The organism is Lentzea sp. NPDC055074 (genome assembly GCF_053608005.1).
In genome coordinates this window covers 250,704-265,775 of the sequence record NZ_JBSGUQ010000009.1, presented here as the reverse complement: position 1 = coordinate 265,775, position 15,072 = coordinate 250,704, and the positions used below count along the sequence as shown (strand labels likewise).

Below are 15,072 nucleotides of genomic sequence, written 5' to 3'. Positions count from 1 at the left end.
TGGCATGGGGGAAGAGAATCTGTGGCAGGGCATTTCCTACTACGACTGGAAGAACCTCGCGGCGGTGCGCGCGAAGCTGGACGTGGGCGCCGACCCGGACAGCGGCCCGTTCTGGATGCCTCCGCTGCACATGGCGGCGGAGGTGGGCTCCGCCGAGGTCGTGGCGGAGGTCGTCGCCCGCGTCCGTGACGTCGACCAGGTCTTCGACGGCCGCACGGCGTTGTGGCGGGCGGTGCGCGAGGCCGACGCGGACAGCGTCGGGGTGCTGCTCGCCGCGGGCGCGGACCCGGTGCGTCCCATGATGTCCGGCTGGTCCCCGGCCCGGCTCAGCCTCACCACGCCGCACGTGATCCCGTCGGGCGAGACGCTCACCGAGGCCGAGTGGGAGGCGACCGCGGAGTGCGGGAGGCTGGTGACCGCGCTGAAGGGGTTCCCGTACCACGACGGCTACAGCGTGGCCTGCGTCGCCGGGCTCGACGCCGCGGAGGTCGCGCGCAGGCTGAACGCCCGCGTGGTGCCCTCGTCCGACGTGCCGGCCGAGGTGCCGGCGGGGGACTGGTACCCCTCTCCGTTCGAGGAGGAGACCGAGCGCGCGTTCAGCGTCACCGAGGTGCCCGGCGGGTGCATCCTGTTCCAGCCCTGGTACTTCAACGTGCAGACCCCCGTGGTGACGAAGCTGCTGTCCGAGGGCACCGTCGTGTACGGCATGTACGCGAACCCCAAGAGCGGCAACCAGGGCAGCATCCAGCGCGACGGCGAGACGGTCGGCTGGGACCTGCACCCCGGCGGCGGCCCGAACGAGGGCGGCGACACCATGCAGGTGCTGCTGGAACACCTGTACGCGCACAAGGCACTGGCGTTCTGCTGCGCCTACGCGGGGGTGCGCCCGAAGAACGACAAGGCGTTCACCGAGCCGGACCAGTGGCTGATCCTTCCGGATCGCGACTACTGGAGCGCATGATGGAGTGATGCTGGAGGCACTGAGGCGGCAGCTGAGCCAGGGACTCTTCGAGAAGGTCGCGGGCCCGGAGCGGGCGGACCACGCGCGCAGGATCCACGACGCGCCCGGCCCGCGCCTGTTCGCCGAGGACCGGCCGATCCGGCACGTCCACGCTGATCACGCCATGTTCATCGGCGGGCTGCGGGCGTTGCTGCTGCAGTCGTTGCACCCCCTGGCGATGGCGGCGGTGGCCCAGCACTCCGACTACAAGACCGATCCGTGGGGCCGGTTGCAGCGCACGAGCCTGTTCGTCGCCGTCACCACCTACGGCACCGCCGTGGACGCGCTGGAGGCCGTCGAACGGCTCGGGCGCGTCCACCGGCACATCCACGGCACCGCGCCGGACGGCCGCCGGTACCGCGCCGACGACCCGCACCTGCTGGGCTGGGTGCACGTGGCCGAGGTGGACAGCTTCCTGCGCTGCCACCAGCGCTACGGCGAGAAGCCGCTCGACGACTACGACGGGTACGTCGCCGACATGGCCGTCATCGCGGACGCCATGGGCATCCCGGACCCGCCGCGCACCACCGCCGCGCTCGAGGCGAAGCTCGACTCGTACCGCGCTGAGCTGAAGGGCACGGCCGAGGCGCGCGAGGCGGCCAGGTTCCTGCTGTTCAAGGCCCCGCTCCCGCTGCTGGCGCGCGGACCGTACGGGATCCTGAGCGCCACGGCGGTCGCCACCCTGCCGGCGTGGGCGCGGATGCCGCTCCGGCTGCCCTACCTGCCGATCGCCGAGGCCACCGGTGTGCGGTTCGCGGGCCACGCGCTGATGCGCGGCCTCCGGTGGGTCACGAGCTGAGGAAGTCCACCACGAGAGGCGAGGCTTCGGCGCGGAACTCCTCGAAGTAGCCGTGCCGTGCGCCTTCGATGAGGTGCATCTTCGCGTTCGGGATGCGTTCGGTGATCAGGGGAGCATTGGCCGTCGGGTTGAAGACGTCCTCTGTGCCGTGCACGACGAGAGTCGGTGCGGTGATCGACTCGAGCGCGTCCCACGCGTCGTGCTCGGCGCTCGCGAAGAGGTGCCGCTTGCGCGCGTACGGCGGCATCTGCGGGTCGCCCAGCGTGTTGTACGGGCCCTTGTACGCCGGCGTGTACATCAGCGCTTCCAACGCCCTGCGCGCCTTCATCGCGTCGACCTGCGCGAGCGACTTGCGCACCTCAGGGCTGCGTTCGACGCCGTGCGCGCCGCCGGGGGAGGTGCAGCCCAGCACCAGCCGGTCGACGCGGTCGCCGTGCTCCGCCGCGATCCACTGCGCGATCCGGCCGCCCATCGACGTGCCGTAGACGTGGGCCCTGTCGATGCCCGCGTCGGCGAGGACCGCGACGGAGTCCCCGGCGAACATCCGCGTGCTGTACGGGACGTCGGGCTTGTCGCTGGAACCGGTGCCGCGGTGGTCGGTGACGATCGTCGTGAACCGCGCGGAGAAGTCCTCGCGGACCTGTGACCACCACTTCGAGGAGTTCGCCTGGCCCGCGATGAGCAACAGCGGGGGTCCGGAGCCCTCGACCGAGTAGAAGAGCCTGGTTCCGTCGGAGGCACGAGCGTGGGGCACGACCACGAAGTCTAGTGGCGTGACCAGGCCCGTTGGCGGGCGGATCCACGCCCAGCAGGGCGCCTGGTGGCGGTACCACGACGCACCCGTACGACCAGTACGGGGGACGTGGGGGCGGTACCACGATGCACCCGTTCGACCGCGAATCCGCCCGGCAACGTTCCCGGCCACGCCACCGACCTTGACTTCGCGATAGATGGTCTAGTCCAATTCGGGGTGACCCCCTGCCGGCCGCCAACGCGTGAGGGATGGAACCCATGCTGTTGTTCGCTCGAATATCCGCGGTGGCCGCACTGGTGCTCGGCACCGTGATCGTGAGCCTCGCCCCCGCCAGCGCCGCCGGAGTGACGGCGACGTTCTCCAAGAACGGCTGGAGCACCGGGTACACCGCGACGGTGACGATCAAGAACGAGACCAGCGCGGCGATCAGCTCCTGGAAGGTCGAGTTCGACTACCCCGCCTCGACCACCGTCGGTGCCTACTGGGACTCGCTGCTCACCAAGAGCGGCAACCACCACACCTTCGTCAACCGGGAGTACAACGGCTCCGTCGCACCCGGCGCGAGTGTGACGTTCGGCTTCAACGCCGCCGGCACCGCCGACCCGTCGAACTGCACGATCAACGGTGCCGCGTGCACCGGTGGCACGGGTCCGACGACGTCCTCGACGACTTCGACCACGACGACCACAACCACGACGACTACGACGACGACCACCACCACGACCGGTCAGCCGCCCACGGGGCAGTTGCCGCGCAAGGTGCTCGTCGGCTACCTGCACGCGAGCTTCGCCAACGGCTCCGGCTACATCCGCATGAAGGACGTGCCGGACGAGTGGGACGTCATCAACCTCTCGTTCGCCGAACCGACCAGCGCCACCTCGGGCGACCTGCGGTTCAGCCAGTGCCCGGTCGCGGAGTGCCCGAACGTCGAGTCCGAGGCCGAGTTCATCGCCGGCATCCGCGCCCAGCAGGCGAAGGGCAAGAAGGTCAACATCTCCATCGGCGGCCAGAACGGCCAGGTGCGGCTCGAGACGACGGCGGCGCGGGACGCGTTCGTGCGGACGGTCGGCGGCATCATCGACAAGTACGGCCTGAACGGGCTCGACGTCGACTTCGAGGGCCACTCGCTGTCGCTGAACCCCGGTGACCTCGACTTCAAGAACCCGACCACGCCCGTGGTCGTGAACCTGATCTCGGCGCTGCGGTCGCTGAAGGCGCGCTACGGAGCCAACTTCGTCCTGACGATGGCCCCGGAGACGTTCTTCGTGCAGGTCGGCTACCAGTTCTACGGCGGCACGGGCACCGGCGACGCGCGCACGGGCGCGTACCTGCCGGTGATCGAGGCCATGCGCAACGACCTGACGTTGCTGCACGTGCAGGACTACAACTCGGGACCCGTGATGGGGCTGGACAACCAGTACCACAACATGGGTGGCGCGGACTTCCACGTGGCGATGACCGACATGGTGCTCGCAGGGTTCCCCGTGCGCGGTGACGCGTCGAAGTTCTTCACGGGCCTGCGCCAGGACCAGGTCGCGATCGGCCTGCCCGCCGCGCAGTACGCGGGCAACGGGTTCACGTCCGTCGCGGACGTGCAGACCGCGCTGGACTGCCTCACCAAGGGAACGCGGTGCGGCAGCTACAAGCCCAAGGGCGTGTACCCGAACCTGCGCGGCCTCATGACGTGGTCGATCAACTGGGACAAGTACAACAACTACGAGTTCTCCAAGGCCCACCGGGCTTATCTGCCTCGATGACGGTGTGGGGGCGGCTTGGTGGGCCGCCCCCGCCCTTCACGCCAGCGTCGACCAGAACTGCAGTTCGTAGGCCTGCAGCAGACGGCCGTAGCGCCACGCGTGCTTCGGCTGCCAGCCCGCGTCGAGCGAGGCCTGGATCGCGGCGACCGCGCGCTCCTCCAGCTGCGGCGCCGGGGTGGCGAAGAAGTCGACGAACGCGCACGCCTCGTCGTCGAACCCGTAGTGCTCGCGCAGCCCCTTCGCCATGCGCGCGCAGTAGCCGCCCCACGCGGTGAAGTTCGCCAGGATCGCGAGGATCACGTCCGTCGGCTCGCCGTTGAGCGCCATCCACGCCTGGTACGCCGGGTAGGCCTGGCAGCCCGGGAACGGCTCGTAGGCCTGGAAGGCCTCGGCCGACATGCCGGCCGCCTCCGCCAGCGGCCGCAACATCGGCAGCACGAGCTCCTCACCGCCCGCGAGCAACGTGAAGAACGCCCGCGCGTTCGGCTCGCTCGCCTTGCTCGCCAGCGCCAGGAATGTTCGCCAGTCCGACGACACGATGTGGTTCTCTTCCGCGGCGAACGTCTGGATCACGGCGCGCGGGGCCTGCCCGGTCTCGATCAGCTTCACCACGAGGTTGTCGTGGTCACCGGGGTGCAGCTCCGTCCGGATGCGCGTGACCAGCTCTTTTGCGTTCATGGTCGAGATTCTTCCGCAACCTGGAAATCGTTGGCCAGAGCGGTGGGGGATCGGGGACCATCTTCGCTCGTGGCTGAACACACCTACCGGGTACTCGTCCGCGGACGCTTCGCCGACCTGACCGACGACCAGCGCGTGTCGTTGAAGGACCGGCTGCGGGACTTCGACTTCCTGCGCGACGCGGGCTTCAGCGAAGAGGGCGCGCTCACCTACGACGAGAAGCTCGACTTCTTCAGCTACCGCGTGATCCTCACCGCCGCCGAGAAGCCGGACGAGGCGGGACTGCGGCGCGCGTCCACCGCGCTCGACGAGCTGGGCGTCGACTTCCAGGGCCTGAAGGCCAAGGTCACCGACATGGACGAGATGAAGATCAACCGGCCGAAGCGCCTGGGCTGAGCGACGAACGGTCCCGCACTCCGGCGGAGTGCGGGACCGTCTGCGTCATGCTCGGCGCAGGTGCGTCATCACGGGTAGTTCGCCAGGTAGGCCTCGGTCGACCCGGCCGTCGCCGTGCCGCCCGAGCTGTTGATGATCCGCTGGATGGTTCCCTTGCCGCCCAACGACACGGTCACCATGCTGTGGAACTTCACACCGGGCGTGTTCGGCACCTCGAACGCCCTGTCGGCCACCACGGACGGGTTCGCGTTCATGAACGCGTAGCTGCCCAGGCCCCACGCCTCGTGCGTCGTGACGTTGTTCGAGACCTTGTAGGCCGCGTAGCCGCGCGTCGAGCCGTTCATCCAGGCTGCCTGGTTCGGGACCTCGTACGGCATCTCGTTCTGGTAGAAGTACGTCCGGCCGCCCTGGCCGTTCCAGATGGTCTGGTACTTCTGGTAGTGCTCCACGAAGAGGCCGTACATCGTCACGTTGTTGCCGTTGACGATCAGGCCCGTGTCGGCCGTGTTGAGGTCCCAGCCGACACCGATGGAGTGGTCACCTCGCCAGAGCCAGAGGTGGTCGCCGATCACGTTGTGGCTGTTGACCACCAACGAGGTCGTGGCCCGCCCGACGGCCGAACCGCCGATGCGCACGTACACGTCGTGCAGCGACGTCGGGTTGGCCGAGTGGTTGGCGTTGCTGCCCGGGGCGCCGATCTGCGCGAGGAGCGGGGAGTTGGTCGGGGCCGCGTCGATGAGCAGCCCGGCGACCTTCACACCGTCCACATCGGCCACGTCCAGTGCCATGTTCCCGTTGGTGGGCATGACGGTCGCGAGACCGAGGCCCATCACGACGGTGTCGGGACGGGTGACGCGGATCGGCTCCGAGACCTGGTGGATGCCCGGCGTGAGGAGCAGGTGTTTGCCGGCCGCGAGCTGCGCGTTCATCGTGGCGGCCGAGGTGCCCGGCTTCGCGATGTAGAACTGCGACAGCGGGATGTTCGTGCCCTGCTGGTTGCCCGCGGCCCAGGTGGTGCCGCTGGTGTTGGAGCGCAGGGCCGGGACGAACACGTTGTAGTTGCCGCCGCCGTCGACGTTCAGGAACGGCTTCTCCCGGATGACGGGGGTCTGCGCGACGTTCGTGTACGGCGGCTCCGGGAACGAGGTCTGCGGTGCGTTGCGGGCACCGACGAACACCATGTTCCAGTTCTCGCCGGTCCACGAGCCCCACTCGGTGTTGCGCGACAGCCACTGCTGCTGCGAACCGGAGCGGACCTGGCCCGTGACCACGGAGTCGGCGAGGAAACCGCCGCTGGACCAACCGTTGTCGTCGAGCTGCATGTTGCCGTAGGTCTTGGTGCGGCGCATCGCGGACGCCTGCGAGACGGCCCACGTGTTGGTGCCCGACGGCGGGCGGATCGCGAGGTTCTCCGCGCCACGCCAGAAGTTGTGCGTCGCGTTGCCCTGGAACCAGTCGGCCTCGACGTGCACCTGGCCGTTGATCGTCACGCCGTCCGGCAACAGGCCCAGGCCGAGGACCTGGGTGAAGAAGCCGATGTTCACGTCGACGTTGTAGTTACCGGGCTTGAACATGATCGCGTACCGGCGCGCGTCGTACTGACCCTCTTCCTGCTGACGGAAGACGTCGTTCAGCCGCGCCTGGATCGTGGCGGCGGGCATCGACGGGTCGAAGACGAGCACGTTCGGGCCGAAGTCGGGCTGGCCCGGCTGCTGCGTGCCGCCGGTGAGGCGGAAGAGCTGTGCGTTGGTCCCGTTGCAGGTGTACTGGACCAGCTGCACGTCGCCCGTGGACGCGCCGGGCACGTCGAGGCACTTGGCGCTGTTGCGGTTCACGAACCGGTAGATGTCCGTGCCGACCTGTTCAGGGCGCCATTGCTGGTTGTTCGCGTTGAACGACTGCCACATGTGGACAGCCGCGTTGTCCGCGGTCGACACGTTCGAGACGTCCCAGACCTGGCCCTGGCCGACGGTGAAGTACCCGTCGCTCGTGGGCGTGAAGGTCCACGTCTGACCGGAGCAACCTTGTTGGCGGAGCTGGGAGCCGTTGGCCGTGCCCAGCGACTCCACGCACTTTCCGCTGCCCACGTTCGTCACTTGATAGGAGGTTCCGGGCACCACGTCGGCCTGCGCCGCGACCGTCCACACAGGAACGATCGCCGCTGCTGCCAACGCTGCCACCAGCAGGGGGGTTCTCACGGGTCACAGGGTGAGGGTGGTTTGTTGCAACCGTCAACGAACCTAACCGTTTCCGGTCCCGTTCCGGTATTGACAAACGATTTTGTCAAATGAGAGCGTGCTATGCGTGGAGCTGTCGCCGTTGCGTCTGTCGCTGCTGGAGCTGCTGAAGTCGCCCGCCTCGGCGACGCAGCTCGCGGCGGCCCTCGACCTGCCCCGGCAGCGCGTCAACTACCACGTGCGAGCCCTGGAGCAGGCAGGACTCGTCGAACTGGTCGAGGAGCGGCAGCGGCGGGGCTGCGTCGAACGGGTGCTGCGCGCGAAGCCCGGCCGGGAGATCGCGGCCGGCGTCCAGGACCAGTTCGCCGCCACGCACCTCGTGTCGGTCGCCGAGGACACCGCGCGCGAGGTCGAGCGGATGTCAGGCGCCGCGGCCGGTGCGGGAAAGCGCTTGCTCACGTTCACGGTGGAGGCGACGGTCCGTTTCGGCGCGCCCGGCGCCGTCCACGAGTTCACCAGCGATCTGGCCGAAGCGGTGCGGCAGATCGCCCTGAAGTACGACACCGAGTCAGGCCGCCCGTACCGGGTGGTCGCCCTGGGCCACCCCGGAGTAGCAGATGAGTGACGAACCAGTACGGATCGAGATCACCGTGGCCGCGCCGGTCGACGAGGTGTGGCAGTCGTTCCGGGACAAGGAGAAGCTGCGCCACTGGCACGGCTGGGACGCACCGGAGCTCGAAGCCGAGATAGACCACATCTTCTTCACGAACGCCGAGGAGGACGGCACCACGCTGATCGTCCACGGCCACGACACGTTCGCGCTGAGCGCCGTCCCCGAGGGCACGCGCGTGGTGCTGACCCGCGCGCCCAAGGGCACCTCACCCGAGTGGGACGACTACTACGAGGACATCACCGAGGGCTGGATCACGTTCCTGCACCAGCTCAAGTTCGCGCACGAGTTCCACCCCGGTGAGGAACGGCGGACGTTGTTCTGGCCGTCCGAGGTCGACCTCGGCGTGGACGGGAAGCCGTTCTTCGAGTCGGCGAACCAGCGCGGTGTCGTCGTCGAGGAGTTCGGCCCCGGCCTCGTGGTCACCAGCGCGAAGATGACCGTCGTGACGACCTACGGGTTCTCCGACGCCGAGCTGGATGCCCTGCGTCAGAGGGGCCCGGCCGACCCGAAGTAGCGGGTCAGGAAGTCGTTGCGGAAGACGCCTTTCGGGTCGTGCTCGGCGAGCAGCGCCCGGAAGGCGTCCCACTGCGGGTACCGGGCGGCCAGCAGCGCCGGCGGCACCGTGAAGAGCTTGCCCCAGTGCGGCCGCGGCGCGATCGCCTCCTCCAGGCGGGGCAGCAGCCGCAGCACGGCCGGGGTGTCCGGCACCCAGGTGAAGTGGATCGCGATGCTGTCGCGGTCGTAGGCGGGGCTGAGCCACTGCGGTTCGCCGTTGATCGTGCGGATCTCGCAGGCCTGCACCAGCGGCGAGATCACCGTCGACATCTCGGCCAGCGCCCGCAACGCCGTCACCGCGCGGCTGCGGGGCACGAAGTACTCGGTCTGCAGCTCCTCGCCGACGGACGGCGTGAACTCCGCGCGGAAGTGCGGCAGCCGCTCGTGCCACGGGCCGGGCACACCGCCCTGCAGCGTGCAGCGGGAGGCGGGCTGACCGGGCACCGGGTGCGCCGGCTCGGACGCGGGCCGCCCCGGGAACGCGAACTCCTCGTCGCCCACGCGGTGCTTCGCCCACAGCGTCGCGCCGCCCTGCCAGTCGACGAACGCGCTCACGCTGTACGCGCCGTCGAAGATCTGCTCGAGCCGCACGAGCAGCGTCGTCCAGGCGACGTCCTGGTAGACCGTCTGCGCGACCTGGAACGTCGGCACCACGTCCAGCGTCACGGTGGTGACGACGCCGAGACCGCCCATCGACACGGCCGCGCCCGCGGAGGCCAGCTCGACGACCGAACCGTCCCCGCGCAGCACCTCGACGGACCGCACGGCGCCCGCGAGAGAACGCCGGCCGGAGCCGTGCGTGGCCGTGGCGATCGCCCCGGCCACGGTGATGTGCGGCAACGACGGCAGCGTGTGCAGGGCCAGGCCCGCCGCCTCCAGCCGGACGGCCAGCGCCGCGAGCGTCATGCCCGCGCTCACCCGGACCGTGTGGCCGGAGACCTCGAAGACCTCGGGCATGGCCGCCAGCGACACCAGCGTGCCGGTCGTGTCGGCGATCGTGCTGAACGAGTGACCCGACCCGACGACGTGCACGGCCGAGGAGCCGCGCACCAGCGCACGCAGGTCGTCGGCCGAGGCCGGGCTGACGACCTGGGCCGCGGTGAAGGTGACGTTGCCCGCCCAGTTGGTGCTCATACGTCCACGGTAAGCGCCGACGCCAGCAATCGTTGTGTGTACGGGTCCTGCGGCGCGGCGAACACCGACGTGCCCTCCTCGACCACGACGCCCCGGTGCAGCACCGCGACCCGGTCGGCGAGGTGCTGGACGACAGCCAGGTCGTGGCTGATGAACAGGCACGCGAACCGCAGGTCGCGCTGCAGCGACTGGACCAGGTCGAGCACCCGTGCCTGCACCGTCACGTCCAGCGCGGACGTCGGTTCGTCGGCGATCAGCAGGTCCGGGCCGAGCGCGATGGCGCGGGCGATGCCGACCCGCTGGCGCTGGCCACCGGACAGCTCGTGCGGGTAGCGGTCCCTCAGCGCGGACGACAGTCGCACGGCGTCGAGCAGCTCGTCGACGCGCGCGGTCAGCTCCTTGCCGCGCAACGGGGTGTGCAGCAGGAGGGGCTGTGCGATCGACCTCGCGATCGTGGCACGCGGGTTCAGCGACGACAGCGGGTCCTGGAACACCAGTCCGATCCGGCCGCGGTCGGCCTTGCGCAGTGCCGACACCTCCCTGCCCGCGATCGTGAGCCGCCCGGTGTAGCGGGTGAGACCGGTGATCGCCCCGGCCAGCGACGACTTGCCCGACCCGGACTCGCCGACCAGGCCTAGGGTCTCGCCGCGCCCGATCTCGAACGACACGTCGGACACGGCGCGGAACCTGCCGTAGGTGACGGAGACGCCGGACAGCCTGAGCACCGGTTCTTCGGGCTGCCGTGCGTCCAGCTCACGGGAGTCGAGGCGCAGCACCGAGTCGAGCAACGTCCGCGTGTACTCCTGCTCGGGCCGTCCGAAGACCTGCTTCACGGGCCCGGTCTCCACCACCCGCCCGGCGTTCATCACGACCACCCGGTCCGCCAGGCCCGCGACCACGCCCATGTCGTGCGTGATCAGCAGGATCGCGACGCCGAGCCGGTCACGCAGGTCCCGCAGCAGCCCGAGGATCTCGGCCTGCACGGTCACGTCCAGCGCGGTCGTCGGTTCATCGGCGATGAGCAGCGACGGTTCGTTCGCCACCGCCATCGCGATCACCACGCGCTGCAGCTGCCCGCCGGACATCTCGTGCGGATACGCCTTGAACCGCTCGGGAGGCAGCCCGACCAGTTCGAGCAGCTCCACCGCCCGTGCACGGGCCTCGGCCCGGGAGACCGCGCGGTGCACCCGCACGGCCTCCACGATCTGGCTGCCGATGGTGAACACGGGGTTGAGGGCGCTCATGGGTTCCTGGAACACCATGCCGACCGCGTTGCCCCGCACCTCGCGCAGCTCGTCCGCCGACAACGAGTACAGGTCCCGCCCGGCCAGCACCGCCCGCCCCGACACGGAGGCCGTCGGCGGCAGCAGACCGAGCAACGACATCGCGGTCACGGTCTTGCCCGACCCGGACTCGCCGACCACGGCGAGGACCTCCCCGGCGGTCAGCGAGAAGGAGACCTCGCTGACCGCCGGGGAGGAACCGAAGTCCACCGAGACGTTCTCGACGGACAGCAGCGCACTCACTTGCTGATACCCACCTGGAGGTAGTTCGGGTAGGCCGGGAAGTCGGCGATGTAGAAGTTGCCGACCTTCGAGCCGTGGATGAACGAGTTGCGGGTGTAGATCAGCGGCACGACCGGCGAGTCCGCCAGGATCCGCTTGTCGATCGCGGCCCACTTCTTCCCGGCCTCGGCCGCGTCCACGGTGGACTGCGCCTCCTCGATCAGCTCGTCCACCTCGGGGTTCGAGTACCGCGAGATGTTGTAGCCGCCCTTGCCGATCTCCGAGGTCGCGAAGAGCGGCTGGATGTTCGCGTTGGCGCTGGGGAAGTCCGGCTGCCACGACGAGAGGGTGAGGTCGTAGGCCGGGTTCTCCGAGAGGTTCGTCTCGGTCTCGAACGCGTCGGCCTCCAGCGTGCGGAGGGTGACCTTGATGTTCGCCCTGGCCAGCGCGGCCTGGATCGCCTCGGCCTTCTCGGTCTGGTTGTTGGACTTGTTCAGCACCAGCGAGAGGTTGTCGAGGCCGTTCGGGAAGCCCGCCTCGGCGAGCAGCGCCTTGGCCTTGTCCGGGTCGCCCTCGGGCTTGCTCGGGTAGAGGTCGAACTGCTCGCGGCCCTCGATGCCCTGCGTGATCAGCGTCGTCGCGGCGTCCCCGGCCAGCGCGGCGGTGCCGGCGGACGCGATCTGGTACGCGGACTTGTTCACCGCGTACTGGAAGGCCTGGCGCACCTTGACGTTGTTCAGCGGCGCCTTCTGCGTGTTCAGCGCCAGGTAGGCGACGGCACCCGACTTCGACGTCACGACGCGGGACTTGGCCGAGGCGTTGGCCTGCAGCTGCGCGAGCTGGGCGGGGGAGGCGAAGGACGCGCCGAACGCGAACCTGTCGTCACCGGAGTCGGCGGCGAGGCGCTGCGAGACGACGGAGGCGTCCTGGCCGAGCTGGAACACGACCTCGTCGGGCAGGCCCGCGCGGACCTGGTCCTTGGCACCGTCCCAGTTCGGGTTGCGCGAGAGCTTGACCTCGACGCCCTTGGTGTAGGTCCCGATCTGGTACGGACCGGACGCGATGGCCTTCTCCGAGTAGTCCGGCTCGGCGCCCTTGCCCTTCGGCACCGGCGCGAACGCGGGCGTCGAGGCGATCCACGGCCAGTCGCCGTACGGGCGGGTCAGCTTGAAGGTGATCGTCTTGGCGTCGGGCGTCTCGATCGAGTCGAGCTCCTTGCCCTCGAACGGGCCCTTGTAGTCACCGCCGCCGAGCAGGTCCTTGTGGTAGCCGAGGCCGCCGCCGAACGCCGGTGCGAACGAGCGCTCGACGCCCCACTTCACGTCCGCGGACGTGATCGGCGTGCCGTCGCTGAACTTCAGGCCCTCCTGCAGCACGAACGTCCAGGTCTTGCCGCCGTCGGACGTCTTGCCGGTGTCGGAGAGGTCCGGCACGACCTTCGCGGGCTGCCCGACGGCGTTCTGCCAGCCGGTCAGTCTGCGGTGCACCAGGCCGAGCGTCGTGATCGCGAGGCTCTGCGACTTGGCCGGGTCGAGGTTCAGCGTGCGGGACTCGGACAGGACGCGCAGCGTGCCGCCCTTGCCGGGCTTGGCCGCCGCGTCACCGGAGGGCTGCTGGTCGTTCGCGCCACACGCCGACACCCCCAGGGCACCGACGAGCACGACCGCAAGAAGTTTCTTGCTGTACAACGGACTTTCCTCCCTCAGGTGAGTCGTGCTCGCGGATCGAGCACGCCGTAGGACAGGTCGACGACGGCGTTGGCGACGACTACGAGAAAACCTGCGAACAAGGTGCAGCCGAGCAGGGTCGGCAGGTCACGGGAGTGCACGGCGTCGATCAGCAGACCGCCGAGACCCGGCAGGCTGAACACGCGTTCGGTGATCACCGCGCCGCCCAGCAGCGAGCCGAGCTCGATGCCGGTCAGCGTCACGACGGGCAGCAACACGTTGCGCAGCGCGTGTTTGCCGACGACGGTCCGCTCCGGCACGCCCTTGGCGCGGGCGGTGCGGATGTAGTCCTCGCTGAGCGTCTCGAGCATCTGCGTGCGGGTCAGCTTCACGTAGTAGGCGCCGTGCGCGAACGCGAGCACGAACCACGGCAGCACCAGCCCCCACGCCCAGCGGACCGGGTCCTCGGCGAACGGGGTGTAGTTGCCGACCGGGACGACGTTGAGCTGGAACCCGAGCAGGAGGATGCCGAGCAGTCCCACCAGGTACACCGGCGCGGACACCCCGATGACCGACCCGGCCAGCGCGGCCCGGTCGAACCAGGAACCCTTGCGCAGCGCGGCGTACACGCCGAGCCCCACGCCCAGGACCACCCACAGCACCGCGGCGCCGACCGCGAGCGAGAACGTCACCGGCAGCCGGTCGCCGATCAGCTCCAGCACGTCGGCGTTCTGCTGGAACGAGTAGCCGAAACACGGTGCGGCGCAGTGGATCGCGGTCACGCCGGTGCCGAACGTCCGTCCGGTGAAGATCCCGCCGAGGAAGGAGAGGAACTGCTGCCACCACGGTTCGTCGAAGCCCATGAACTCCCGTGCCAGCGCCAGGTTCTCCGGCGTGCACGGCTTGCCGCACGCCAGCAGCGCCGGATCCGAGGGCACGAGGTAGAACACGACGTACGTGCAGAACGCCACGATCAGCAGCACGAGCGCCATCCCGCCGAGGCGCGTCAACGCGTGCTTCACCGGGCCTCCCACTTCGGGTCGAGGGCGTCCCGCAGCCCGTCGCCCAGCGCGTTGAAGCCCCACGTGACGGCGAACAGCGCCAGCCCGGGGAACAGCAGGTACATCGGATCCACCCGGACCCAGTCGATCGCGGCGCTGATGGACCGGCCCCAGCTCGGCGTCGGCGGCAGCACCCCGACCCCGAGGAACGACAGCGCTGCCTCCAGGCCGACCTTGTTCGGCACTGACAACGTTGCCATGACCAGCACGGGGCCCCAGAGGTTCGGCAGGAGCTCGGTGCGGAAGATCTGCCACGGCGAGGCGCCGAGCACCCGTGCGGCCTTCACGAAGTTGCGCTCCTTCAGCGTGAGCACCTGCGCCCGCACGATCCGCGCGGTCGCGGGCCACCCGAAGAACCCGATCACCACGACGAGCAGCAGCGTGCGGGGGAACTCGGCCGGCACCACGGCACCCAGCGCGATCATGAACACCAGGTACGGGAAACCGAGGAAGACGTCCGCGCTCCAGGTGATGACCCGGTCGACCCACCCGCCGAGATACCCGGCGGCCGCGCCGATCAGCACCCCGAGCCCGATCGACACGAGGGTGGCCGCGAGGCCGATCAGGAACGACGTCCGCGCGCCGTGCACGATGATCGCGAACAGGTCCCGCCCGGTCAGCGGCTCGACCCCGAACCAGTGCTCGGCGCTCACCCCGCCGAACGGTCCCGCGGGCAGCCCGGTGTTCAGGTCGAGCGCGGACGAGTCGTAGGTGTACGGGTCGTGGCCCTCGATGGCGGTGAGGACGTCCGCGAAGATCGCGACCAGGCCGATCACCACGACGGTGATCGTGCCGGTGAGCGCCCAGCGGTCGCGGGCGAGCACCGATCTGATCGCGGCGGGCACGGACCGCGTGACGGGAGTGGACAACTGCGTGACCTGCTTCTGCGCCGAGATGATCTGACGCGGCGAGACAG

The 15,072-nt window shown here is 69.5% G+C and carries 14 protein-coding genes; 6 read left to right on the top strand and 8 right to left on the bottom strand.

Annotated features, from left to right (window positions below; genetic code table 11):
- Positions 1-4 precede the first annotated feature (4 nt).
- Together ACWF7A_RS22480 and ACWF7A_RS22475 are read left to right on the top strand one after the other, a co-directional pair.
- On the top strand, positions 5-961 hold the full coding sequence (locus ACWF7A_RS22480; protein WP_452252424.1) for a hypothetical protein: 957 nt from the start codon (positions 5-7) through the stop codon (positions 959-961).
- A gap of 7 nt (positions 962-968) precedes the next feature.
- Positions 969-1,799, top strand: coding sequence for an oxygenase MpaB family protein (locus ACWF7A_RS22475; RefSeq protein ID WP_452252423.1), 831 nt, complete (start codon positions 969-971; stop codon positions 1,797-1,799).
- On the opposite strand, the gene ACWF7A_RS22470 is transcribed toward ACWF7A_RS22475, so the two are convergent.
- Positions 1,789-2,553 (bottom strand): alpha/beta fold hydrolase, encoded by a 765-nt coding sequence (locus ACWF7A_RS22470; RefSeq protein ID WP_452252422.1) that lies wholly within the window; start codon positions 2,551-2,553, stop codon positions 1,789-1,791. The genes ACWF7A_RS22475 and ACWF7A_RS22470 overlap by 11 nt on opposite strands.
- Positions 2,554-2,810: 257 nt before the next feature.
- Between ACWF7A_RS22470 and ACWF7A_RS22465 the strand changes: the two genes are divergently transcribed.
- Complete coding sequence (locus tag ACWF7A_RS22465) at positions 2,811-4,310, top strand: chitinase (protein ID WP_452252421.1); 1,500 nt, start codon at positions 2,811-2,813, stop codon at positions 4,308-4,310.
- Positions 4,311-4,346: 36 nt separating this feature from the next.
- Here the strand turns inward: ACWF7A_RS22465 and ACWF7A_RS22460 are convergent, their stop codons facing one another.
- Positions 4,347-4,988 (bottom strand): thiaminase II/PqqC family protein, encoded by a 642-nt coding sequence (locus ACWF7A_RS22460; RefSeq protein WP_452252420.1) that lies wholly within the window; start codon positions 4,986-4,988, stop codon positions 4,347-4,349.
- A gap of 69 nt (positions 4,989-5,057) precedes the next feature.
- Between ACWF7A_RS22460 and ACWF7A_RS22455 the strand changes: the two genes are divergently transcribed.
- The gene (locus tag ACWF7A_RS22455; RefSeq protein WP_452252419.1) at positions 5,058-5,384 is read left to right on the top strand and encodes a DUF6204 family protein; all 327 of its coding nucleotides are present in this window, start codon (positions 5,058-5,060) and stop codon (positions 5,382-5,384) included.
- A 68-nt stretch (positions 5,385-5,452) separates the two neighbouring features.
- Here the strand turns inward: ACWF7A_RS22455 and ACWF7A_RS22450 are convergent, their stop codons facing one another.
- Positions 5,453-7,582, bottom strand: coding sequence for an RICIN domain-containing protein (locus tag ACWF7A_RS22450; protein WP_452252418.1), 2,130 nt, complete (start codon positions 7,580-7,582; stop codon positions 5,453-5,455).
- 106 nt (positions 7,583-7,688) lie between these two features.
- Here ACWF7A_RS22450 and ACWF7A_RS22445 point away from each other — a divergent pair, with 106 nt between their 5' ends.
- Both ACWF7A_RS22445 and ACWF7A_RS22440 read left to right on the top strand, forming a co-directional pair.
- Positions 7,689-8,186 carry a helix-turn-helix domain-containing protein gene (locus ACWF7A_RS22445; protein WP_452252417.1) on the top strand — a complete coding sequence of 166 codons (498 nt, stop codon included), beginning with the start codon at positions 7,689-7,691 and terminating at the stop codon, positions 8,184-8,186.
- A complete protein-coding gene (locus tag ACWF7A_RS22440; protein WP_452252416.1) occupies positions 8,179-8,748 on the top strand; it encodes an SRPBCC family protein in 570 nt (189 codons plus the stop codon). Before ACWF7A_RS22445 ends, ACWF7A_RS22440 begins: the two co-directional genes overlap by 8 nt.
- On the opposite strand, the gene ACWF7A_RS22435 is transcribed toward ACWF7A_RS22440, so the two are convergent.
- From ACWF7A_RS22435 to ACWF7A_RS22415, 5 genes are read right to left on the bottom strand one after another with little or no spacing between them, the layout of a single operon-like run.
- Entirely contained in the window at positions 8,721-9,923 is a 1,203-nt protein-coding gene (locus ACWF7A_RS22435; protein ID WP_452252415.1) for an FAD-binding protein, read from the bottom strand. The genes ACWF7A_RS22440 and ACWF7A_RS22435 overlap by 28 nt on opposite strands.
- Positions 9,920-11,449, bottom strand: a complete 1,530-nt coding sequence (locus ACWF7A_RS22430; protein WP_452252414.1) for an ABC transporter ATP-binding protein — start codon at positions 11,447-11,449, stop codon at positions 9,920-9,922. The genes ACWF7A_RS22435 and ACWF7A_RS22430 overlap by 4 nt, the downstream gene beginning before the upstream one ends.
- Positions 11,446-13,116 carry an ABC transporter substrate-binding protein gene (locus tag ACWF7A_RS22425; RefSeq protein WP_452252413.1) on the bottom strand — a complete coding sequence of 557 codons (1,671 nt, stop codon included), beginning with the start codon at positions 13,114-13,116 and terminating at the stop codon, positions 11,446-11,448. The genes ACWF7A_RS22430 and ACWF7A_RS22425 overlap by 4 nt, the downstream gene beginning before the upstream one ends.
- Positions 13,117-13,130: 14 nt before the next feature.
- Positions 13,131-14,117 carry an ABC transporter permease gene (locus ACWF7A_RS22420; RefSeq protein WP_452252412.1) on the bottom strand — a complete coding sequence of 329 codons (987 nt, stop codon included), beginning with the start codon at positions 14,115-14,117 and terminating at the stop codon, positions 13,131-13,133.
- Positions 14,114-15,025, bottom strand: coding sequence for an ABC transporter permease (locus ACWF7A_RS22415; protein ID WP_452252411.1), 912 nt, complete (start codon positions 15,023-15,025; stop codon positions 14,114-14,116). Before ACWF7A_RS22415 ends, ACWF7A_RS22420 begins: the two co-directional genes overlap by 4 nt.
- Between the last annotated feature and the right edge of the window lie 47 nt (positions 15,026-15,072).

What these genes read in the sequence shown, in the direction of transcription:
- ACWF7A_RS22480 (WP_452252424.1), top strand. Translation starts at nt 5, where the DNA reads ATGGGGGAAGAGAATCTGTGGCAGGGCATTTCCTACTACGACTGGAAG.
- ACWF7A_RS22475 (WP_452252423.1), top strand. Translation starts at nt 969, where the DNA reads ATGCTGGAGGCACTGAGGCGGCAGCTGAGCCAGGGACTCTTCGAGAAG.
- ACWF7A_RS22465 (WP_452252421.1), top strand. Translation starts at nt 2,811, where the DNA reads ATGCTGTTGTTCGCTCGAATATCCGCGGTGGCCGCACTGGTGCTCGGC.
- ACWF7A_RS22460 (WP_452252420.1), bottom strand. Translation starts at nt 4,988, where the DNA reads ATGAACGCAAAAGAGCTGGTCACGCGCATCCGGACGGAGCTGCACCCC.
- ACWF7A_RS22440 (WP_452252416.1), top strand. Translation starts at nt 8,179, where the DNA reads ATGAGTGACGAACCAGTACGGATCGAGATCACCGTGGCCGCGCCGGTC.
- ACWF7A_RS22435 (WP_452252415.1), bottom strand. Translation starts at nt 9,923, where the DNA reads ATGAGCACCAACTGGGCGGGCAACGTCACCTTCACCGCGGCCCAGGTC.